This window comes from Myxococcus llanfairpwllgwyngyllgogerychwyrndrobwllllantysiliogogogochensis (assembly GCF_006636215.1).
Taxonomy (GTDB): domain Bacteria; phylum Myxococcota; class Myxococcia; order Myxococcales; family Myxococcaceae; genus Myxococcus; species Myxococcus llanfairpwllgwyngyllgogerychwyrndrobwllllantysiliogogogochensis.
This window is the reverse complement of the sequence record NZ_VIFM01000028.1, coordinates 39,814-57,968: the sequence shown is the minus strand read 5'-3', so window position 1 is coordinate 57,968 and position 18,155 is coordinate 39,814. Positions and strand designations below refer to the sequence as shown.

Below are 18,155 nucleotides of genomic sequence, written 5' to 3'. Positions count from 1 at the left end.
ATAGCCGCACTCCCACATCACCTGCCTTGAGTCAGCATCACCCCGTGCGCGGAGTGCCTCGGAGACACGCCTGTCGCCCCGACTCGGTGTCGCGAGCCGGGCCCCTCCCCGCGCTTTCCCCGGGATACGAGACTTGTATCACTCGGCCGGGGCCCCTGTTTCTCAGTCCCTCATGTAATGGCAGGTGTATCCGCCTGGATTCTTCACGAGGTAGTCCTGGTGGTAGCTCTCGGCGGGCGTGAACTCGCCTGCTTGAACCACCTGGGTGACGACAGGGCGCTTCCATTTCCCGGAGGCGTTGACGCGGGTCTTCACTTCCTCGGCGACGCGGCGCTGCTCGTCGGACAGCACGAAGATGGCCGAGCGATACTGCGTGCCCACGTCGTTGCCCTGGCGGTTGAGCGTCGTCGGGTCGTGCATGCGGAAGAACCAGTCCTCCAGCAGCGTGGCGAAGCTCAACACCTTCGGGTCGAACACGACGCGCACCGACTCCGCGTGTCCCGTCCGTCCCGAGCTCACGTCTTGATACGTCGGCTTCTCCAGGCCGCCGCCCGTGTAGCCGACGTCTGTCTGGAGCACGCCCGGAATCTTGCGGAGCAGGTCCTCCATCCCCCAGAAACAACCTCCCGCCAGCAGCGCCGTCTCCGTCACCCCCGACGCGGCGAGCGCCTTGTTCAGGTCGACCTTCGCGGGCGTCGCGCTCACCGGCTTGCGGCCGAACAGCGTCAACCACTCGCCGTACCCTTGTTTCTCCAGGTCGTTCACCGGCACGAAGCGCAGGGACGCGGAGTTGATGCAGTAGCGCTGCCCCGTGGGCTGGGGACCGTCGTCGAACAGGTGGCCCAGGTGGGAATCTCCCGCCTTCGAGCGGACCTCGACGCGCGCCATGCCCAGGCTCGAGTCCCGCTTCTCCACCACGTGGGCCGCGTCAATCGGACGCGTGAAGCTGGGCCAGCCCGTGCCGGAGTCGAACTTGTCCTTGGAGGAGAACAACGGCTCGCCGGTGACGACGTCGACGTAGAGCCCCTCCTCGTGGTGGTTCCAGTACGCGTTGCGGAACGGCGGCTCGGTCGCCTCCTTCTGCGTCACTTCGTACGCAGTGGGGGAGAGGGTGCGGCGCAGCTCCGCGTCGGCGGGCTTCTCGTAGCGGCGGGAATCCCCCGCCGTGGAGCGTGTCCCGGCTTCGAGCGTGCCCGCGCCTCCCGTGGCCGCGCCGCTCGCCTGGGTGCATGCCGCGAGCACCGCGAAGGCCATGGATAACAGCAGGCGCCCTGGCGCGCCCCAGGAAGGGGAACGGGAAGAGCGTGAGGTGACGATGACGGACGACATGGGCTGGAGCCTCTCCGGACACGCCCGCCGCGCGGGGGTTCTCCCTCCCTTACGCGCCAGCCCCGAAGTCGGTTTCAGCCCACGACACCCACGTCCCCGAATACCCCAGGCGAGCCGGCGGACGACCGAGCCCGCCGTGTCACGCCAGCACCCAGGGCACGAGCGGCGCGGTTCAGCCGCCCTTGTCCTCGCCCTCGTCGTCCAGCTCGCGGCTGAACTCCTCGTTCGACAGCAGCCCCTTGCGCGCCATGATGCGCATCAGCGCCCAGAACTTGCGCTCCAGCTCCTCCACGCGGTCCGGGTCCTCGCGGGCCTGCCCGAAGAGGTAGTCCAGGTCGTCGAGCACCCCGCCACCCGACGCGGGCTTGGGCTTCGCCGCGGCCTGCTCGCGCTTCTGCTTGCGCTGCTCCTCCCGCGTGCGGATCAACTCCGCGAGCGAGGTGCGCTGGGTCGTCTCACCGGGCGGCAGCTCCTCGCCGACGATGACCTCATCCTCGTCCTCGCCAGGCGGCGGGGCCGATGCAGCGGGCTTCACCGCGGGCGCGGCGATGGGGCGCGCGCGTGCGGACGGCGCGGGCTTCGCGGCCGTGCCACTCGCCGGAGCCACGGGGACCTTGTGGTAGTAGCGCAGGATGGCGCCCCGCACGGCGGACAGCGCCGCCACGCGCACGCTCACCTTGAGTCCGGTGGTGAACTCGATCTCCTCCACCGCCGGTACGTTGAGTGGATCACTCATCGCGACGACGAGCTGCCGCCGCCCGCCCACGCTCTCCAGTGCGATGGGGAACAGGTCGTGCTGCTCGCAGAAGCGGGGGCGCAGCATGTGCACCGCCGCCCACTCCGGAGTCACCGCCGCCAGGTCCACCTGCGGCATCCCGAGCGCCTGACTCAGCGCGCTCGAAAGCGTCGCCTCGGTGATCGCTCCCTGGGCGATGAGTGTCGCCCCCAACCGCTGCCCTGACTTCCGGTGGGCCGCGAGCCCCGCCTCGAGCTGGGCGACGCTGATCGCCCGCTGCTCCAGCAGCAGCTCGCCGATGCGCTTCCTCGCCATGCGCCGGCATTAGCATGCGTTCCCTGGGCTCGGAAGCGCGCGCTGACACAACGCCCCCTTCTTGGGAAGCCCCCCAAAAGGCCCGTACTGCTGCCTGGAGTCCATGCTGGCAAGGGGTACTCCAGCGCAAAATTCCTGTGAGATTTCAGCACTTAACGCCAGGGCCCCTGCCTTGACACCCCAGACAGCCATTCCTAAAGTCGGCACCACCGTTTTCAACATCCATTCCTGCCGCCCATACATCTGGGGCGCACGCCCGGGGGGGCGACAGGTTCTGGAAGGTCCGGAGCGCCGGGCCAAGCCGCCGTGGAGGCAAGACGCGATGAACCTGGGGTTTTTGACGAATCTGGCCGTGCTCGCGAACGCTGGTGGTCCCGAGCGGGGCTTCTTCGAAGAGGTCGCCAGGCGCTGGGAGGCCGGTCAGTGGGGTATGTATCCCATCGCCGCTTGTCTCGTGGTGGCCCTGTCCATCATGGTCGAGCGCACGATCATTCTCTTCGGCAAGGCGTCCATCAACAAGGAAGCCTTCCTCCGTGGACTCAAGAAGCACATCTACGCGGGTGACCTGGACAAGGCCATCAACTACGTGGCGGGCCAGAAGTCGACGCCGCTGACGAGCGTCATCAAGGCCGGCCTGATGAACGTCCCCAAGGGCCAGGACGAAGTGCAGGCGGCGCTGGACGAGGCCACCCTGCGTGAGACGCCCCGCCTGGAGGCCCGCAGCGGCTACCTGGCGATGCTCGGCAACGCGGCCATGCTCGCCGGTCTGCTCGGCACCGTGTCGGGTCTCATCTCCTGCTTCGAGGCCGTGGCGAACGTGAACCCGGCCGACAAGGCGACCATTCTCGCCAACGGTATTTCCGAAGCCATGAACTGCACGGGCTTCGGGCTGGTGACGGCCATTCCGTGCCTCATCGCCTTCTCCGTGCTGATGGGCCGCACCCAGTCGCTGGTGAACGACATCAACGAGACCAGCGTCTCCGTGCTGAACCTCATCGTGGCGAACAAGGACAAGTTCAAGAACCTGAACGTCCCCGCCGCTCGGGACCACCACGACGACTGAGTCGGGCTCCCTGGAGGGAACCCGGAACCCGGGCGCGCTGTCCTGTCCCCCACATAGCGTGGGGACAACGGCGCGCCCCTTTCAGTCTCTTGCCGCGCTTCACCGCGCGGGGCCGTAGGAGGAGAACGCCATGGCCGGCGGAATGGACACAGGGCAAGGTGGTAAGGGTGGCAAGAAGCCGCTCGATACCGCCATCAACCTGACCGCATTCATCGACCTGATGGCAGTGACCATCAGCTTCCTCATCATGACGGCGGTCTGGACTCAGATTGGCCGACTTCAAGTTTCCCAGGCGGGAGGTCCCTCCACGGAGGAGGAGCAGCCGCCGACGGAGACCAAGACGGTTCAACTGACGCTGCTCATCACCCCGTCGGAGCTTCGGCTGTCGGCGGACCAGAGCACGTTCGACCCCATCCCCCTCACCAAGGACGGCAAGGGCAAGACGGACCTGTCCAAGCTGGTGGCGCGCTTCAAGGAGTTGAAGGCGCAGCTTCCGGACCAGACAGCCATCACCCTTCAGCCCGAAGACAAGGTCCGCTACGAGGACCTGGTCCGCATCATCGACGAGTGCATCGGCTCTGGGTTGCCCCAGGTGTCGGTGTCCGCGGCGATGGGCTAGCCGAGCACGGAGCCACTCTCAGTCATGGCCATCAAGGTTCCAGGCAAGCGGTTTGGCAAGCGCCTCCAGCACTCCAAGGTGTTCGGGCACGGCGTCCACGGGAAGCGCAACGGCTACGCCGACCTGCTCATCACCCCGTTGGTCGACATGTTCGTCATCATCGTGCTCTTCCTCATCGCGAACTTCTCCGCGACGGGTGAGGTGCTGATGATGACCAAGGACATCCAGCTTCCCGAGGCGGTCCACGTCCAGGAAGTGGAGATGCACCCGGTCGTCATGGTGTCCGGCGAGCAGGTGAGCGTGTCCGGCACCATCGTCGGTCGCGTGGAGGACTTCTCCAAGGACGAGTACCTCAACATCCCCGCGCTGGAAGAGAAGCTGCGGGACATGAAGAAGCAGTTCGAGGACCTGCACGCGATGGCGAACGACGACGCCAACACGTTCAAGGGCGACATCAACATCCAGGCGCACAAGGATGTGGAGTACGCCATCATCAAGCGGGTGATGTTCAGCTGCGCCACGGCCGGCTACAACAACATCAACTTCGCGGTGATGACCGTCGCCGGACCGGACGACGCCACCACCGCGGCCGTCACGCCCTGAGCGGTTGCTGAACGGGCCTCGAAGCCCTGAACGCCCTGGCCCTTTCGGCCGGGGCGTTTTTGTTTTTTCCGGAGACCTCATCTCATGCAGCTTCGTGCCGTCTTCTTCGACCTCGATGGGACCTTGGTGGATTCGCTGGGGGACATCGCCGACGCGATGAACCACGCGCTGGCGCACCACGGCCTGCCCACGCATCCAGAGTCCGCCTATCGCCGCTTCGTCGGTGAGGGAGTCAGGGAGCTGGCGCGCAGGGCGGTGCCCGCGGGCCGCGAGGACCTGGCCGCGCCGGTGCTGGAGACGTATCGCGCGTACTACGACGAGCACCTCTTCGATAGGACGGCGTCCTACCCCGGCATCCCCGCGCTGCTGGCGACGCTCGCGGAAGAGGGCGTGGTGATGGGCGTGCTGAGCAACAAGTCGGACAGCTTCGTGAAGCGGCTGGTGGAGCGGCTGTTGCCGGGTGTTGCCTTCGCGCGGGTGTACGGCGAGCGGCCGGGCGTGCCTCGCAAGCCGGACCCGACGGCGGTGCTGGGGATGGCGGCGGAGCTGGAGCTGGCCCCTGGCGTGTGCGGCTTCGTGGGCGACACGGCCGTGGACATGGACACGGCGCGCGCGGCGGGCATGTACGGCGTGGGCGTGACGTGGGGCTTCCGGGACGCGGAGGAGCTGCATGCGCACGGTGCGCGCGCGGTGGCCACGACGGCCCAGGAGCTGCTGACGGCGCTTCGCTCGGCGAGCGTCTGAGCGGGGCCGCGTGTCTCGGGCGGCGGGGACACGGCCAGCACGGGCGGGGTGTGCTCGCGAACAATGAGAGCAAGAATGAGCAAGACGACCCGGCCGTCGATGCCTAGGGTCCTCTCGACTTCGGCGAGGCGCCGACGCTCTTCTTCCTCGAGCTCTCCTCATGACCTCTTCCCTGGGCGATGCGAACCCGGACTCGAAGCGGCGGTGTCTCCGCGCGTGGCAATGGACGCGCCAGGACCAGCCCGGGAGCGAGTACTGCGAGCTGCGTGAGCTCGACGGCGGCTGGGAGCTGGTGGGCTCCGTGGTGGTCGCGGAGGAGGCGGCGCCCTTCCTCGCGGAGTACTCCGTCGCGTGCGACTCACGATGGCTGACCCGGGAGGCGCGCATCCTGCTGCGCCGGGGCGGCACGTCACAGTCGCTCGTTCTCCGTGCGGACGAGCAGCGACGCTGGTGGCGCGGCGACGAGGAGGTCCCCCAGTACAGGGGCTGCACGGACGTGGACCTGGGTTTCACGCCCTCGACGAACACGTTGCCCATCCGTCGGCTGTCGTTGGAAGTGGGGCAGTCGAGCGACGTGACAGCCGCATGGGTGCGCATGCCGGACCTGGCGCTGTTGCCGCTGCCGCAGCGCTACACGCGGCTGTCGCCCACGCGCTTCCGGTACGAGAGCCGGGGCGGCAGCTTCGTCGCCGAACTGGAGACGGATGAGCTGGGCCTGGTGACGCGCTATCCGCCCGCATGGGAGCGCGTCGCCGTCACGTCGTGCTGAGGCGCCTGGGTTCTAGCCCTGCGTCGACGGCTGGACGGAAGAGTGCGTCGGAATCGGTGCGTCCCGGGCCCCGAGCCGTGTGCACGGGCCGTGGCTTTCACCCCTCGCCCCCGGCCCTTACGATGGGGCCGTGAGGTGCATCACTTGAACACCCAGGGCCCTCCGCCCGGTGCGAATGTCCTGCTGAGTTTGTCGAAGTTCCGCCTCGGCCGGATGCTGCTGTGGATCGCCGCGGTGTGGCTCGGGCTGATGGCGCTCGTTCCGGGCCCCGGGCAGAAGGAGCTGGTGACAGCAGCCCTGTTTCCCGCCGTGCTCGCGGCCTCGGGGAGCTGGAATGCCTGGTGGGCGGAGCGTGAGTCCCCGCGGCCCGGGACGATGGCGTGGCTGTTGCCCCGGCTCATGCTGGGCGCGGTTCTCCTGGGAGGCGCGGCGCTCCTGCTGTGGTGGCGCAGGCGGCGGGACGTGAAGGTGCCACTGCCACCGGCTCCGTCGCCGGAGGACGTGGACCGGTGGGCCCTGGCGGAGCTGAGCGCGGACACGTCGCCGAGAGAGCGTGTGGCGTGAGCGTGTCCGCGAAAACGAACACGGGCTCTCAGGCTCCGACGATGCAGTCCGCACCGTCGGGAGTGCCAGGCGCGGAAGAGGCCGCCGTGAATGCGGTGTCGATGGAGCGGAGTCCCTTCGGACAGCTCGACACGGCGCTTCCGTCCAGTGATTCGATGCTGGCGGTGAGCACCACGGCCGAGCCGCTGGACGCGGTGTCGACGTCGTCCGAGCCGGACCCAATGACCGAGGCCCCTCCCACGAACCAGCGCCGCGTCATGGCGGTGTCGACGTCGTCCGAGCCGGACCCAATGACCGAGGCCCCTCCCACGAACCAGCGCCGCGTCATGGCGGTGTCGACGTCGTCCGAGCCGGACGCGATGACCGAGGCCCCTCCCACGAACCAGCGCCGCGTCATGAAGGACGTGGCGCGCGCGGGATTGCGGATGCTCGTGGGCGTGGTGCCCGCGTTGCTGGGCTCGGGCCTGTGGGGCGCGGTGAAGGGCTTCTTCCTCTTCGGCGCCTTCGGGCTCGCCCTGGCGGGGACCTTCGTCCTGGCGCCGCGCTGGCTCGGCATGCCGCCGACACCTGGCTGGCTGGAAGCCCTCAGCCTGGGGCTCACGCCATTCGCGCTGGCCCTGGCGGGCGGGTACGCCCTGATGCTCAACGGGGTCGGCTCGCGGCTCGCCCAGGAGGCACAGGAGCGAGGGTGGATGGGGTACGCCTACGCGGTGCTCAAGCCCGCGGCGCTCCATGTCGCCCGGCGTTTGCGAAGCACGGGGCCGCTCGGTCGCAAGGAGCTGATCCAAGCCATCGAGCACTCCGTGGCCGAGCAACTGCGCGAGCTTCCCGAGGAGCGCACCGGGCCGCCCTCCCGCACGGAGCGCCTGGAGCGCTTCCTCATGGAGCAGTCCTACCGTGTCCTGGGCGCCGTCGCCCTGCGCACGGTGCTCACCGCACCCGACACCGCGACGGCGGTGCGAGGGCTGGAGACGCTCGCCGTGGACCGGCTGGAGGGCGCGCTGGTGGAGACGCTGGAGGACGTGTTCTTCGTGCAGCAGGTGCTCGCGCTCATCGCGGGGGTGCTGGTCGCCGCGATACCCACGTTCATCCTGCTGTTCTCTCGCTGAGCGGAAGAAAAAAGCGCGGGCCGACCACCCCTGTGAGCCGCCCCGCGCCCCGCGAGCCTCGTCGCTAGACGATGGTCACGCGGTATTTCTCTTTGTCCTCCGCCCGGTTGTGCGCGGTGGCGGCGGAAATGATGTGGCACACCCAGCCCAGGCACCCTCCGGTGCCAATCCAGAAGCCCGGGGTGACGATGAGCCAGAAGACACCGCGCAGAATGTCGCCGTTGTAGATCTGCCCCACACCGGGGATCAGAAAGGACAGCAGGGCTGCGATTCCGGGTCGCGACATCGTCTAGGTACCTCCTCCTTGTTCTTCCCTACGCACCCCCGCCAAAGCGATTGCATCCGCCGGAGCTTCCGACCTATCGGCTCCTGGACGCTTGCCTGCCCTGCGCGACGGGGGGAAGGTGCAATACCGGGCCTGGCCCGCTACCATGCACTCCACTTTGTGAACCCGTCGGGTCGGCGGACGGGTCTACCGGGGGGACGGTCATCATCATCGGGCTGATTCGAGCCAGCGCACGCGCGCTTCGCGGACGGCATCTCTTGGAGATGCTTGTCCTGGCGGGCGTTTATCTCGCCGTCGCCCGGCTCGGCCTGTCCCTGTCCACCGTGGGAGGAAATGTCAGCCCTGTCTGGCCGCCCACGGGGGTGGCGCTGGCGGCGCTGATTCTGCGCGGTCCCCTGCTGTGGCCCGGCATCTTCATCGGCGCGTTCCTGGCGACCGCGTCCACGGGGGTGCCGCTGTCGGTGGCCCTGGGGGTGGCGGCCGGGAACACGCTGGCCACCGTGCTGGGGGCGGCGCTGACGCGGCGGCTGCGCATGGGCTCGGACCTGTCACGCATCCGTGACGTCGTCGTGCTCTGCGTGGGCGCGGGTGCGGTCTGCACGGGTGTGAGTTCGCTGGTGGGGCCGCTGTGCCTGCTGTTGGGCGGCGCGCTGCCGTGGGAGCTGTTGGGCCGCGCGGTCTGGGTGTGGTGGGTGGGGGACTTGATGGGCGTGCTCGTCGTGGCGCCGCCGCTCTTGTTGCTGAGCCGCCCCACCTGGCCGCACCGGCTGGGCGAGGCGGTGGCGCTGGCGGGGCTGACCACCGTGCTGGGCGCGAGCGTCTTCCTCTTCCGGAACGCGCAGCCCGGCTTCGCGCACGCGGCCAGCTTCCTGCTCTTCCCGATGTCGGCGATGGCGGCGCTGCGCTTCGGGCCGCGGGGCGCGGCGGCTGCGACGCTGGCCATCTCCACGGTCGCCATCTTCGGCACGGTGCGAGGGCAGGGGCCGTTCTCCTCGGGCAACGTGGCGCAGGACCTGCTCGTGCTCCAGCTCTTCGTCGTCGTCAACGCGGTGACGGGGCAGTTGCTGGCGGCGGCGAGCGAGGAGCGACGGCGCGCGGTGGAGAAGCTCCAACTGCTCGCCACCACCGTGAGGGGTGTGCACGAGGGGGTCTTCATCGCGGAGGTGGAGGGCCCCGGCAGGCTGCGGACCGTGTTCGCCAACGAGGCGCTGAGCCTGCTGCTGGGCCGGCCTCCGGAAGAGCTGGTGGAGCAGGACCCGTGCAAGATGTATGGGGAGCAGGACCCCCGGCTGTGTCAGCGCCTGAACGCGGCGCTGCTGGCGGGCGAGTCGCTCTGCGTGGAGGTGACGGTGCCGCGCAAGGATGGCCGCCTCGTCTCGACGGAGGTGCTGCTGTCGCCGGTGCGCGCCACGGGCGGAGACGTGTCGCACTTCGTGGCGACCCACCGGGACATCACCGCCACCAAGGAACTCCAGGCGCGACTGGTGGCGGCCGAGCGTGTCGCCGCGGTGGGGACGCTCGCGGCCGGAGTGGGGCACGAAATCAACAACCCGCTGGCCTACCTGGTGTTGAACCTGGAAGCCGCCACGCGCGCGCTGTCGGAAGGCGGGATGCTGGGGCAGCGGGACGCGCAGTCGAGCGTGCGCGGCGCGCTGGAGGGCGCCGAGCGCATCCGCCTCATCGTCCGCGACCTGCAGGTGTTCAGCCGTCAGGGAGACCAGGACCGGACGCTGGTGGACCTCAACGCGCTGGTGCCCCCGGCGGTGCGCATCATCAGCCATGCGCTGCGCCACCGCGCGCGGCTGGTGGAGGAGTTCGGCCCGGTGCCGAAGGTGTTGGGCAGCGAGGCGCGGCTGGGGCAGGTGCTGCTCAACCTGCTCGTCAACGCGATGCAGGCGGTGCCCGAGGGCAATCCGACGCTGCACGAGGTGCGCGTGCGCACCAGCACGGACGCATCGGGTCGGGCCCGCGTGGACGTGGTGGACACGGGCATGGGCATCTCCGCGCAGGTGATGGCGCGCATCTTCGAGCCCTTCTTCACCACCAAGCCCACCGGGGAAGGCACCGGGTTGGGCCTGGCCATCTGTCAGCAGATTGTCCGCACGCACGGCGGCGAGCTGGAGGTGCGCAGCGAGGAGGGCAAGGGCTCCGTCTTCACCGTGCTGCTGCCCGCGGCGCCGGTGCAGATGGAGGTGCCACCCCGGCCGGTGGCGCGTGGAAAGCCCGCGGTGCCCTCCACGGGCCGACGTGGGCGCGTGCTGGTGGTGGATGACGAGCCCCGGCTGGCGCAGTCGATGCGACTGTTGCTCGAGCCGTACCACGACGTCGTGATGACGACGCGAGGCAGCGAGGCCCTGGCGCTGGTGTCGGCGGGGCATCGCTACGACGTCATCCTGTGTGACTTGCAGATGCCGGAGGTCGATGGCGCCACGCTCTACCGACGGCTGGGCGTGGTGGCGCCGGAGCTGACTCGGCGGATGGTGTTCATCTCCGGCGGGGCGTACACGGCGGAGACGCGAGACTTCATCGAGACGGTGCCGAACCTCGTGCTGGAGAAGCCCGTGCGGCCGGAGGTGCTGATGGCCTCGGTGGACGCGGCGCTGGATACGCTCGCCGCTCAAGACGAGGAAGACGGGCCCGTGGTCGCCCGCGCGGGCGGCGCACGCCACTGAGGGCGGCGCCACCCGGCGGAAGCGGTTACTGCCGGTTGCTGATGCGCTGCTGGAAGAGCCAGGTCCAGAGGGCGGGCGTCGCGTAGGCGTTCTGCCACAGCGTGTTCGAGTGGCCCACGCCGGGATAGACGGTGGGGCTGAGCATCGCGCTGGTGGTGCCTCCGCACTGCGTCTCCAGCATCGTCTTCAGGCCCGTCGACTTGTCCGCTCCACCCTGGGAGTCCGAGCCCCCATGGAAGGGCCAGGTGGGCAGGGTGCGCAGGTTGCAGATGTTGGCGACGTTCGTGGGCGTGCTCGTGACGGCGATGGGGACGAAGGCGGCGACCTTCGACATGTAGACGGGAAGGCCGGCGGAGTCGTAGAGGACGTTGGCGCCGCCGCTGAAGCCGGTGAAGTACACGCGGTCCGTGTCCACCAGGTAGTCCCGCTTCAGGTCCTCGAGCATCGCCATGACGGTGCTCACGGTGAAGTAGGCATCCCCACTGCGGCCGGCCTTCCAGTAGTGGAGGGACACGGCGATGGCGCCGAAGCTCGCGCGATAGGTGCTGGAGTTCAGATTCCAGGCGAGGCCCTCCGCGTTGCTGGACACCGACAGGTGGTCATTCGTGAGCATCACGCCGCCGGTCCCAGGGAGCGAAATGATGAGGGGCCAGCGAGCGTTCCGGTCCGCGTTGTAGCCAGAGGGGAGGAACAGCGCGTACGAGTAGCGCGAGTCGCGCACGGCGATCTGCTCTCCGGCGGTGCAGGCGAGGGGGCCCGTAGACGTGGTGGCGGGCTTGCCCATGACCTTCAGTTCCCGCACGAGGCAGGGCTCGTTTTCGTCCCCATCGCTGTCCAGGCAGAGCAGGCGAACCTTGCTGGCGATGACGGGTGCGGTGAAGGTCACGTTCTTGAGGGTGGTGGCCCCCGGATTGTTCCGCACGGAGGAGCCGGGAATGGTCTTCCAGCAGCCACCGTCCCATGCCTGGAGGTCGAAGTTCGTCATCGCGGCGGAGGAGTCCGTGGAGAAGGACAGATGCACCTCCGCGCTGTGGATTTCGTAGGCACCCTGGAGGTCGACGTCGAGATAGGTGCCTGGCTTGTTGGCGTAGACGGACTCCCAGCGGGTGGAGAGGTTGTCATCGGTGGCGCGCGCCGCGACGTTCGAGCCGCTGGTGTGCATGGCGACAGCCGGCTTGAGTCGCGCCACGTTGGTGAGGGTGCTGGCGTTCGTGACGGTCACCGTCGCGTTGTCCGCGTGAGTCGCGCCATCGTCATCGGTGACGGTGAGGCGGAAGACCAGCGTGCCGACGGCGAGCCCGCTGACGGAGAGTGACGGGGTGTTCGCGCCACTCAGTGAGGCCGTGGGGCCGCTCACCTGGGTCCACGAATAGGACACGATGTTGCCATCCGAGTCCGTGCCCGAGCCCGTGAGGGTGATGCCCGCGTTGGGCAGCACCACGGTGCGGTCCGTACCCGCGTTGGCCACGGGCGCCTGGTTCGGTGGGGCATTGGTGACGGTTACGGTCACGTCGTCGGAGTGGGTTGCTCCGTCGTCGTCGGTGACGGTGAGGCGGAAGATGAAGGCCCCCGCCGAAAGCCCACTGATGGCCAGCGTGGCGGTGCTCGCGCCGCTCAGGGTCGCGGTGGTGCCGCTGACCTGGGTCCACGCGTAGGAAGCGATGGTGCCATCCGCATCCGTACCGGTTCCGGTGAGCGTGAGGCTGGACGTGGGAAGCACCAGGCTCCGGTCCGCGCCCGCGTTGGCCACGGGCGCTTGATTGGCGCCAGGGGTGGCGGGCGCACCGAAGACCCAGACCTCCTTCACGCGGCAGTTCGAGGTGCCGGGCTCGTTGCAGAGGAAGCGGACCTTCTGACCGCGCACCACCTGGGTGAACGTCGTGGAGACCGCCACGCTGGTGTTGCCCGTCCTGGCCGCGCCAGGGATGGGCTGCCAGGACGTCCCGTCATGGTAGAGCAGGTCGAAGTTCGCGATGGGCTTCGTGCTCTGGTAGCCCGTGTAGACCTCCGCGCGGTGCAGGTCGAACGTCCCCTGCAGGTCGATGTCGAGATATCGCGGCGCGTAGATGTACTCACCCGTGCACCACCGCGAGTCGTCCGACGTGATGTTTCCATCCACCGCGTACTGTGGAAGGAAATGCTGAGGGTCCAACTGGGTATGGGACGCCGTCGTGGGCTTGTTCAAGGTGACATTGACGAGCCCATCGTCCAGCGCCGAGGCCCTCGAGGACACCTCGGCCGCACCCGGTGCTTCGCCGCAAGCCGACAGCACCAGGGCGCCGACACAGCTCCCCCACATGATGAACTTCTTGTTCAAGGTGAGACCTCCCAGACAGGAATACAAATCCTGTTTAATCCAGGAGTGAGTGCGAGGTACACTGGCAGCCGCGATGTTCTAGTTTCTGTGATACCGTATTGAGTCGGGCCCTGGTGCGGGCCTGGACGCTCAGTCGATGCGGATGACGACCTTGCCGGTGGTGCTCCGCTCCGCCATCGCCCGATGTGCCTGGGCGACTGCTTCGAGCGGGAAGGTCTGTCCGATGACCGCCTGGAGCTGACCTCGCTCGACGAGCGAGAGCGCTTCACGGAGCGCCGCCTGCCTCAGTTCGAAGGGCAGGGTGAAGGTGGCGAAGCCGATGATGGCCTGGTTCTGGGCCAGCATTCCGGTCATCTGCTCCCGGCTCCACTGCGTGTCGAACATGCTCTCCGCGCCGAACAGCACCAGCCGTCCCCGGAAGGCGAGGGCCTGAAGGCTCCTGCCGGGAAGCTCTCCGCCGCCCGCCACGAAGACGATGTCCGCGCCGAGTCCACCCGTGGCCTCGCGGACCCGGGCGGGCCAGTCCGGCTGGGACGTGTCCACGACGGCATCCGCGCCCAGGCGCAGGACGACGTCCCGCTTGGCGTCCTGGCTCACGCCACCGATGATGCGTGCCGCTCCCATCCGCTTCGCGAACTGCACGAGGAACGTCCCCACTCCTCCCGCGGCCGACGGGATGTAGACGGACTCGCCCTCACGCAGTCGCGCACCCTCCCTCAGTCCGAGCAGCGCGGTGGGGGCCTGCGCGGGCAGGCAGACCGCCTGTTCGAAGGAGACCGCGTCGGGAAGGGCGAGCACGGTCGCCGTCGGCGCGATGGCGTATCCCGCGAAGGCGCCTTGATTGGGGAGGACCGCGACGACGCGCGTTCCTTTCGTGAGGCCCTGGACGCCAGGTCCCACGGCATCCACGACTCCAGCGGCCTCCAGGCCCGGGACGAAGGGCAGCGGCGGCGTGCCGGGCATGCGGCCCTCCCGCTGGCCCATGTCGGTGAAGTTGAGTCCCGCGGCGTGCACGCGGATGCGCACCTCGCCCTCTCCGGGGGTGGGGGTGGGCACGTCGTCGAGGCGCAACTCCTCGGGTCCTCCGAACTTGTGCAGGCGAATGGCTCTCATGAGGTCTGTCTCCTGGACGGCGGGCCGTGGGGTAGGGAGGCTCGCGCTTCCCCGCCCGCCGCGTGAGTGGACCTATAGTCCTGGGTGAAAGGACGAACATGCGCCAGAAGTCCGTTTCTCTCGTCCAACCGTCCGGCGAAAAGCCCGGGCTCGATGTCCTCGCGGACGTGCTCCAGGGCGTGCACCTGCGCAGCCGTGTGCACGCGCGCTACGAGCTGACGGCTCCGTGGGGCATGCGCATCGACGGCTCTCCGCTCCCGCTCTTCTACGCGGTGATGCGCGGCAGCTGCCTGCTGTCCACGGACGAGCGGGAGCTGTCACTCGCGGGCGGAGACTTCGTCTTCGTCCCCGCCAACGTGAAGTTCACCTTGAAGGACCGCCGTGGCACGCGCGTGCTGCCCATCGCGGAGGTCTATGCGACGCGAACGCCCATTCGCTGCGGAGGCCTGTTGCACTACGGCGGAGGTGGCGAGGCGGTGACGCTGGTGGTGGGCTCCTTCACCTTCGAGGGCGAGACACTCAGCCCGTTGGTAAGGCACCTGCCGACGCTGCTCCACGTCCGGGCGGATGACCCCAAGTCCCCGAGATGGCTGGAGTCGACGCTGCGCTTCGTGGCCTCCGAAATCGAGGCCAGGCAGCCTGGACATGAGACGGTGGTGAGCCGACTCGCGGATGTCCTCTTCGTGCAGGCCCTGCGCGCGCACCTGGAGTCGTCCTCTGGGGAGGGCGGCTGGCTGCGAGCGCTCGTCGACCCGCGCATCGGCGCGGTGCTCCAGCGCGTCCACGAGAATCCCGAGGCCCCGTGGACGCTGGAGGGGCTCGCCCGGCTCGCTGGCATGTCGCGCTCGGTGTTCGCGGAGCGCTTCAAGTCGCTCGTGGGTGAAGCGCCGCTGGCGTACATCGGCCGGTGGCGCATGCACCGGGCCATGGTGCTGATGCGCGGCCGGGACGTCGCGATGGCGGAGGTGGCTCGTGCCGTGGGCTACGAGACGGAGAGCTCCTTCGGCAAGGCGTTCCGACGCTGGGTGGGCATGACACCGGGCGCGTTTCGCCGACAGGCCTGAAGGAGCGTCCGTCCCCAACTCAGGGTTTCTTCGCGGGAGCCTTGTCGGCTGCGTACACCGCATCACGAACGGCGCCGGGGAACCCGCCCGACATGCCCTCCAGCGCGGTGTTGGTCAGCGCCACCACGGTGAGTCCCCGCTGCGGGTCGACGAACCAGTTGTGTCCGTACGCGCCACCCCACTGCCACGTCCCCGCCGACTGGGGGCTGTGGGTCGGGGCCGGGTCGATGAGCACCGCCGAGGCGAGTCCCCAGCCCCAGCCCGGTCCCTGCGGTTGCGACTCCGGGCCCACGTGGATGGAGCCCAGTTGCTCGACGGTGGTCTGCTTCAACACCGGCGCCCCGCCCTTGCGCAGGGCCTCCAGGAACTTCACGTAGTCGCTCGCCGTCCCCACCATGCCCGCGCCCCCGGACGGGAAGGCCCGCGCGTCCAGGGCCCGGCTCGGGGTGTAGTGGACCACGCCCGCGCCAAAGGGGATGTCGAAGGTCTTGCCCATGCGCACGGGGACAGGCTTTCCGTCCGCATACGGCGTCGCGAGCCGCGAGACGTCACTGACGCGGAAGCCCGTGTCCTTCAATCCGAGCGGCTGCGTGACGAGCCGTGAGACGACCTGGGGCAGCGGCGCGCCTCCCGCGCTCGCGACGACGGCGCCCAGGACGTCCGTGGCCAACGAGTAGGCCCACTTCTCCCCAGGCTCCGAGGCCAGTGGGGCGGTGGCGAGGCGACGCAGGTTCTCCTCCAGCGTGAGCCCGGGAGGGTTGTCGAGCCCGTCGGAGACCTGGGCCTTTTGATAGGCCCCCTGCGCTGGCTGGTTGAAGCCGTAGGTCAGTCCCGCCGTGTGCGTGAGCAGGTGCCGCACGGTGATGACGGGCTCACGTCCATCCGGAAGCCTGGGGCGGAACGTGGGCAGCCACTTCGTGACAGGGTCCTCCAGGGACAGCTTGCCCTGGTCGATGAGGGCGAGCGCCGCGACGGAGACGAGCGGCTTCGTCATGGACGCCAGTCGGAACACCGCGTCCTCTCGCAGGGGCTTCTTCGCCTCGCGGTCCTCGAAGCCCGCGGCGCGCCGGTAGATGACCTCCCCGTCCTTCGCGACGATGACGACGGCCCCGACGATGCGCTGGTCCGCGAGCGCCTTGTCGATGACCGGGTCCAGGCTCGCCGCGAGGGCGCTCGATTCAGGACTCACGACGACAGCGCTCGGCCGGGCGCTCGCCTCGACGGCGCGCGGCTCCGGCTTCACGGACGTTGCGGGAGAGACACCAAGACCTGCGGCCACCAGGAAGGTGGCGATGGCGGAATGCATCGGGCGGAACTCCTATTTATGTAGCGAGTGTTTTATAAATAGGAAGCCCATTTCCTGATTTCAATAGTGAGCGTTATGAAAAGCGACATCGCCCCTCGGCCCCGGCCGCGCGGAAGGCCCCGCGAGTTCGATGAGACGAAGGCCCTGGACCTGGCCGTGGAGGTGTTCTGGCGGCTGGGTTACGAGGGCGCGTCGGTGGCGGACCTCACTGGCGCCATGGGCATCACCGCGCCCAGCCTCTACGCGGCCTTCGGCTCCAAGGAGGGCCTCTACCGGCGCGTGCTGGAGCGCTACCAGCAGGGCCCCGGGGCCCACACGTGGCTGGCGCTCACCGAGGAGCCGACCGCGCGGGGCGCCATCGAGCGGGTGCTCCGGGAGTCGGCCCGGGCCTTCACCCGCCGCAAGCAGCCGCCCGGGTGCATGATTTCGACGGGTGTCCTCCGGTGCGCGGAGGCCCACCAGCCCGTCGCCGACCTCGTCGCGGGCCTCCGTTCGAACGCGGTGAAGCTGGTTCGCGAGCGTATTGCCCGGGGAATCGCCGCCGGGGAGCTGCCCCTGGAGACGGACGCGGGGGCCCTGGCGCGGTATTTCGGCGCCGTCGTCCAGGGCATGTCCATCCAGGCGCAGGACGGCGCGAGCGAGGCGGAGCTGCTCGGCCTGGTGGAGGTGGCGATGCGGGCCTGGAATGGAGGGGCTGGCCGCCCGCGCGCACGGTAGTCGTCGAAGGGGCGTCCCGACGGAAAGTCCCTGCGAATCCAGTGGGTTGTGCCCCGCCCCTCCGGTGCGGGCCGCGGTGGGACGCGGGTTTGCGGTGCGACGGGCGCCCGAGAGGCTTATCAACACGGGTAAGGATGCCCGACATGACCGCCCAAGAACGCGTCGAGCGCGCCGCCGCCAGTGCGCTGAAGGTCTTCCCGCTGCCGTCGGCGGTGCTCTTCCCCCATACCGTCATCCCCCTTCACATCTTCGAGCCGCGCTACCGGGCCATGGTGAAGGACGCGCTCGCGACGGACCGCGTGGTGGCGCTGGCCCAGTTGGAGGACGGCTGGGAGGGCAAGTACGAGGGCCGGCCGCCGATGCAGTCCATCATGTGCGCCGGCGTCATCGTCTGGGACGAGGAGGTGGAGGAGGGGCGCTACAACATCCTCCTCCAAGGCGTCAGCCGCATCCGCATGGTCACCGAGCTGACCACGGACAAGGCGTACCGAGAGGTGCAGGCGCTGTCGCTGCCGGACCTGCCGTATCAGGGGCCGGAGGAGGAGCGGCTGCGTCAGGCCGTCTTCGAGCTGGCCGGGCGCGTGCCGCCGACGTTCGCGGAGAACCTGCTGCCCGTGACGGCCCGTGCGGCGGGCGGAAAGCTCGCGGACGTGGTGGCCTCCGCCATCAGCCCGGAGGCCGAGCGGCGCCAACAGCTCCTCGCGGAGCTGGACGTGAAGCGCAGGCTGGAGGCGGTGCTGGAGGACGTGGGCGAGCTCATCGCCCGGCTCCAGCCCGTGCGGCCCCTGGGCCCGCTGAACTGACCCACCCGTGCGCCCCGGGGCTTGGG

The 18,155-nt window shown here is 69.0% G+C and carries 17 protein-coding genes; 11 read left to right on the top strand and 6 right to left on the bottom strand.

The genetic code is table 11. From position 1 onward, the window contains the following. Positions 1-162: 162 nt before the first annotated feature. Positions 163-1,329: a bifunctional methionine sulfoxide reductase B/A protein gene (locus FJV41_RS09830; protein ID WP_306440871.1), complete on the bottom strand. Its 1,167-nt coding sequence runs from the start codon at positions 1,327-1,329 to the stop codon at positions 163-165. 172 nt (positions 1,330-1,501) lie between these two features. Then, positions 1,502-2,380: a GspE/PulE/PilB domain-containing protein gene (locus FJV41_RS09825; RefSeq protein WP_141642174.1), complete on the bottom strand. Its 879-nt coding sequence runs from the start codon at positions 2,378-2,380 to the stop codon at positions 1,502-1,504. A 322-nt stretch (positions 2,381-2,702) separates the two neighbouring features. Between FJV41_RS09825 and FJV41_RS09820 the strand changes: the two genes are divergently transcribed. From FJV41_RS09820 to FJV41_RS09790, 7 genes are all read left to right on the top strand, one after another. After that, the gene (locus tag FJV41_RS09820; RefSeq protein ID WP_141642173.1) at positions 2,703-3,443 is read left to right on the top strand and encodes a MotA/TolQ/ExbB proton channel family protein; all 741 of its coding nucleotides are present in this window, start codon (positions 2,703-2,705) and stop codon (positions 3,441-3,443) included. A gap of 130 nt (positions 3,444-3,573) precedes the next feature. Then, on the top strand, positions 3,574-4,062 hold the full coding sequence (locus tag FJV41_RS09815; RefSeq protein WP_141642172.1) for an ExbD/TolR family protein: 489 nt from the start codon (positions 3,574-3,576) through the stop codon (positions 4,060-4,062). 24 nt (positions 4,063-4,086) lie between these two features. Next, a complete protein-coding gene (locus FJV41_RS09810) occupies positions 4,087-4,665 on the top strand; it encodes an ExbD/TolR family protein (RefSeq protein WP_141642171.1) in 579 nt (192 codons plus the stop codon). Between the two features lie 84 nt (positions 4,666-4,749). Next, positions 4,750-5,409: an HAD family hydrolase gene (locus FJV41_RS09805; protein ID WP_141642170.1), complete on the top strand. Its 660-nt coding sequence runs from the start codon at positions 4,750-4,752 to the stop codon at positions 5,407-5,409. A gap of 160 nt (positions 5,410-5,569) precedes the next feature. Beyond that, entirely contained in the window at positions 5,570-6,178 is a 609-nt protein-coding gene (locus FJV41_RS09800) for a putative glycolipid-binding domain-containing protein (RefSeq protein WP_141642169.1), read from the top strand. Between the two features lie 144 nt (positions 6,179-6,322). Continuing rightward, positions 6,323-6,742, top strand: a complete 420-nt coding sequence (locus FJV41_RS09795) for a hypothetical protein (protein WP_141642168.1) — start codon at positions 6,323-6,325, stop codon at positions 6,740-6,742. Between the two features lie 2 nt (positions 6,743-6,744). Then, the gene (locus FJV41_RS09790) at positions 6,745-7,851 is read left to right on the top strand and encodes a hypothetical protein (RefSeq protein WP_246137118.1); all 1,107 of its coding nucleotides are present in this window, start codon (positions 6,745-6,747) and stop codon (positions 7,849-7,851) included. Between the two features lie 64 nt (positions 7,852-7,915). On the opposite strand, the gene FJV41_RS09785 is transcribed toward FJV41_RS09790, so the two are convergent. Beyond that, the gene (locus tag FJV41_RS09785) at positions 7,916-8,137 is read right to left on the bottom strand and encodes a DUF5683 domain-containing protein (protein WP_141642167.1); all 222 of its coding nucleotides are present in this window, start codon (positions 8,135-8,137) and stop codon (positions 7,916-7,918) included. Between the two features lie 263 nt (positions 8,138-8,400). Here FJV41_RS09785 and espC point away from each other — a divergent pair, with 263 nt between their 5' ends. Beyond that, on the top strand, positions 8,401-10,809 hold the full coding sequence (espC, locus tag FJV41_RS09780) for a serine histidine kinase EspC (RefSeq protein WP_141642183.1): 2,409 nt from the start codon (positions 8,401-8,403) through the stop codon (positions 10,807-10,809). 25 nt (positions 10,810-10,834) lie between these two features. Here espC and FJV41_RS09775 read toward each other — a convergent pair whose 3' ends face one another. Together FJV41_RS09775 and FJV41_RS09770 are read right to left on the bottom strand one after the other, a co-directional pair. Further along, complete coding sequence (locus FJV41_RS09775) at positions 10,835-13,126, bottom strand: PKD domain-containing protein (protein ID WP_141642166.1); 2,292 nt, start codon at positions 13,124-13,126, stop codon at positions 10,835-10,837. Between the two features lie 129 nt (positions 13,127-13,255). Continuing rightward, complete coding sequence (locus FJV41_RS09770; protein ID WP_141642165.1) at positions 13,256-14,239, bottom strand: quinone oxidoreductase family protein; 984 nt, start codon at positions 14,237-14,239, stop codon at positions 13,256-13,258. A gap of 98 nt (positions 14,240-14,337) precedes the next feature. Here FJV41_RS09770 and FJV41_RS09765 point away from each other — a divergent pair, with 98 nt between their 5' ends. Beyond that, a complete protein-coding gene (locus FJV41_RS09765) occupies positions 14,338-15,303 on the top strand; it encodes an AraC family transcriptional regulator (protein WP_141642164.1) in 966 nt (321 codons plus the stop codon). A 19-nt stretch (positions 15,304-15,322) separates the two neighbouring features. Here the strand turns inward: FJV41_RS09765 and FJV41_RS09760 are convergent, their stop codons facing one another. Next, positions 15,323-16,609: a serine hydrolase domain-containing protein gene (locus tag FJV41_RS09760; RefSeq protein ID WP_141642163.1), complete on the bottom strand. Its 1,287-nt coding sequence runs from the start codon at positions 16,607-16,609 to the stop codon at positions 15,323-15,325. A gap of 75 nt (positions 16,610-16,684) precedes the next feature. Between FJV41_RS09760 and FJV41_RS09755 the strand changes: the two genes are divergently transcribed. Then, positions 16,685-17,326, top strand: coding sequence for a TetR/AcrR family transcriptional regulator (locus FJV41_RS09755; protein ID WP_141642162.1), 642 nt, complete (start codon positions 16,685-16,687; stop codon positions 17,324-17,326). 143 nt (positions 17,327-17,469) lie between these two features. Beyond that, entirely contained in the window at positions 17,470-18,129 is a 660-nt protein-coding gene (locus FJV41_RS09750; protein WP_141642161.1) for an LON peptidase substrate-binding domain-containing protein, read from the top strand. Positions 18,130-18,155 lie beyond the last annotated feature (26 nt).

What these genes read in the sequence shown, in the direction of transcription:
- FJV41_RS09830 (WP_306440871.1), bottom strand. Translation starts at nt 1,329, where the DNA reads ATGTCGTCCGTCATCGTCACCTCACGCTCTTCCCGTTCCCCTTCCTGG.
- FJV41_RS09825 (WP_141642174.1), bottom strand. Translation starts at nt 2,380, where the DNA reads ATGGCGAGGAAGCGCATCGGCGAGCTGCTGCTGGAGCAGCGGGCGATC.
- FJV41_RS09820 (WP_141642173.1), top strand. Translation starts at nt 2,703, where the DNA reads ATGAACCTGGGGTTTTTGACGAATCTGGCCGTGCTCGCGAACGCTGGT.
- FJV41_RS09815 (WP_141642172.1), top strand. Translation starts at nt 3,574, where the DNA reads ATGGCCGGCGGAATGGACACAGGGCAAGGTGGTAAGGGTGGCAAGAAG.
- FJV41_RS09810 (WP_141642171.1), top strand. Translation starts at nt 4,087, where the DNA reads ATGGCCATCAAGGTTCCAGGCAAGCGGTTTGGCAAGCGCCTCCAGCAC.
- FJV41_RS09805 (WP_141642170.1), top strand. Translation starts at nt 4,750, where the DNA reads ATGCAGCTTCGTGCCGTCTTCTTCGACCTCGATGGGACCTTGGTGGAT.
- FJV41_RS09800 (WP_141642169.1), top strand. Translation starts at nt 5,570, where the DNA reads ATGACCTCTTCCCTGGGCGATGCGAACCCGGACTCGAAGCGGCGGTGT.
- FJV41_RS09785 (WP_141642167.1), bottom strand. Translation starts at nt 8,137, where the DNA reads ATGTCGCGACCCGGAATCGCAGCCCTGCTGTCCTTTCTGATCCCCGGT.
- espC (WP_141642183.1), top strand. Translation starts at nt 8,401, where the DNA reads ATGCTTGTCCTGGCGGGCGTTTATCTCGCCGTCGCCCGGCTCGGCCTG.
- FJV41_RS09770 (WP_141642165.1), bottom strand. Translation starts at nt 14,239, where the DNA reads ATGAGAGCCATTCGCCTGCACAAGTTCGGAGGACCCGAGGAGTTGCGC.
- FJV41_RS09765 (WP_141642164.1), top strand. Translation starts at nt 14,338, where the DNA reads ATGCGCCAGAAGTCCGTTTCTCTCGTCCAACCGTCCGGCGAAAAGCCC.
- FJV41_RS09760 (WP_141642163.1), bottom strand. Translation starts at nt 16,609, where the DNA reads ATGCATTCCGCCATCGCCACCTTCCTGGTGGCCGCAGGTCTTGGTGTC.
- FJV41_RS09755 (WP_141642162.1), top strand. Translation starts at nt 16,685, where the DNA reads ATGAAAAGCGACATCGCCCCTCGGCCCCGGCCGCGCGGAAGGCCCCGC.
- FJV41_RS09750 (WP_141642161.1), top strand. Translation starts at nt 17,470, where the DNA reads ATGACCGCCCAAGAACGCGTCGAGCGCGCCGCCGCCAGTGCGCTGAAG.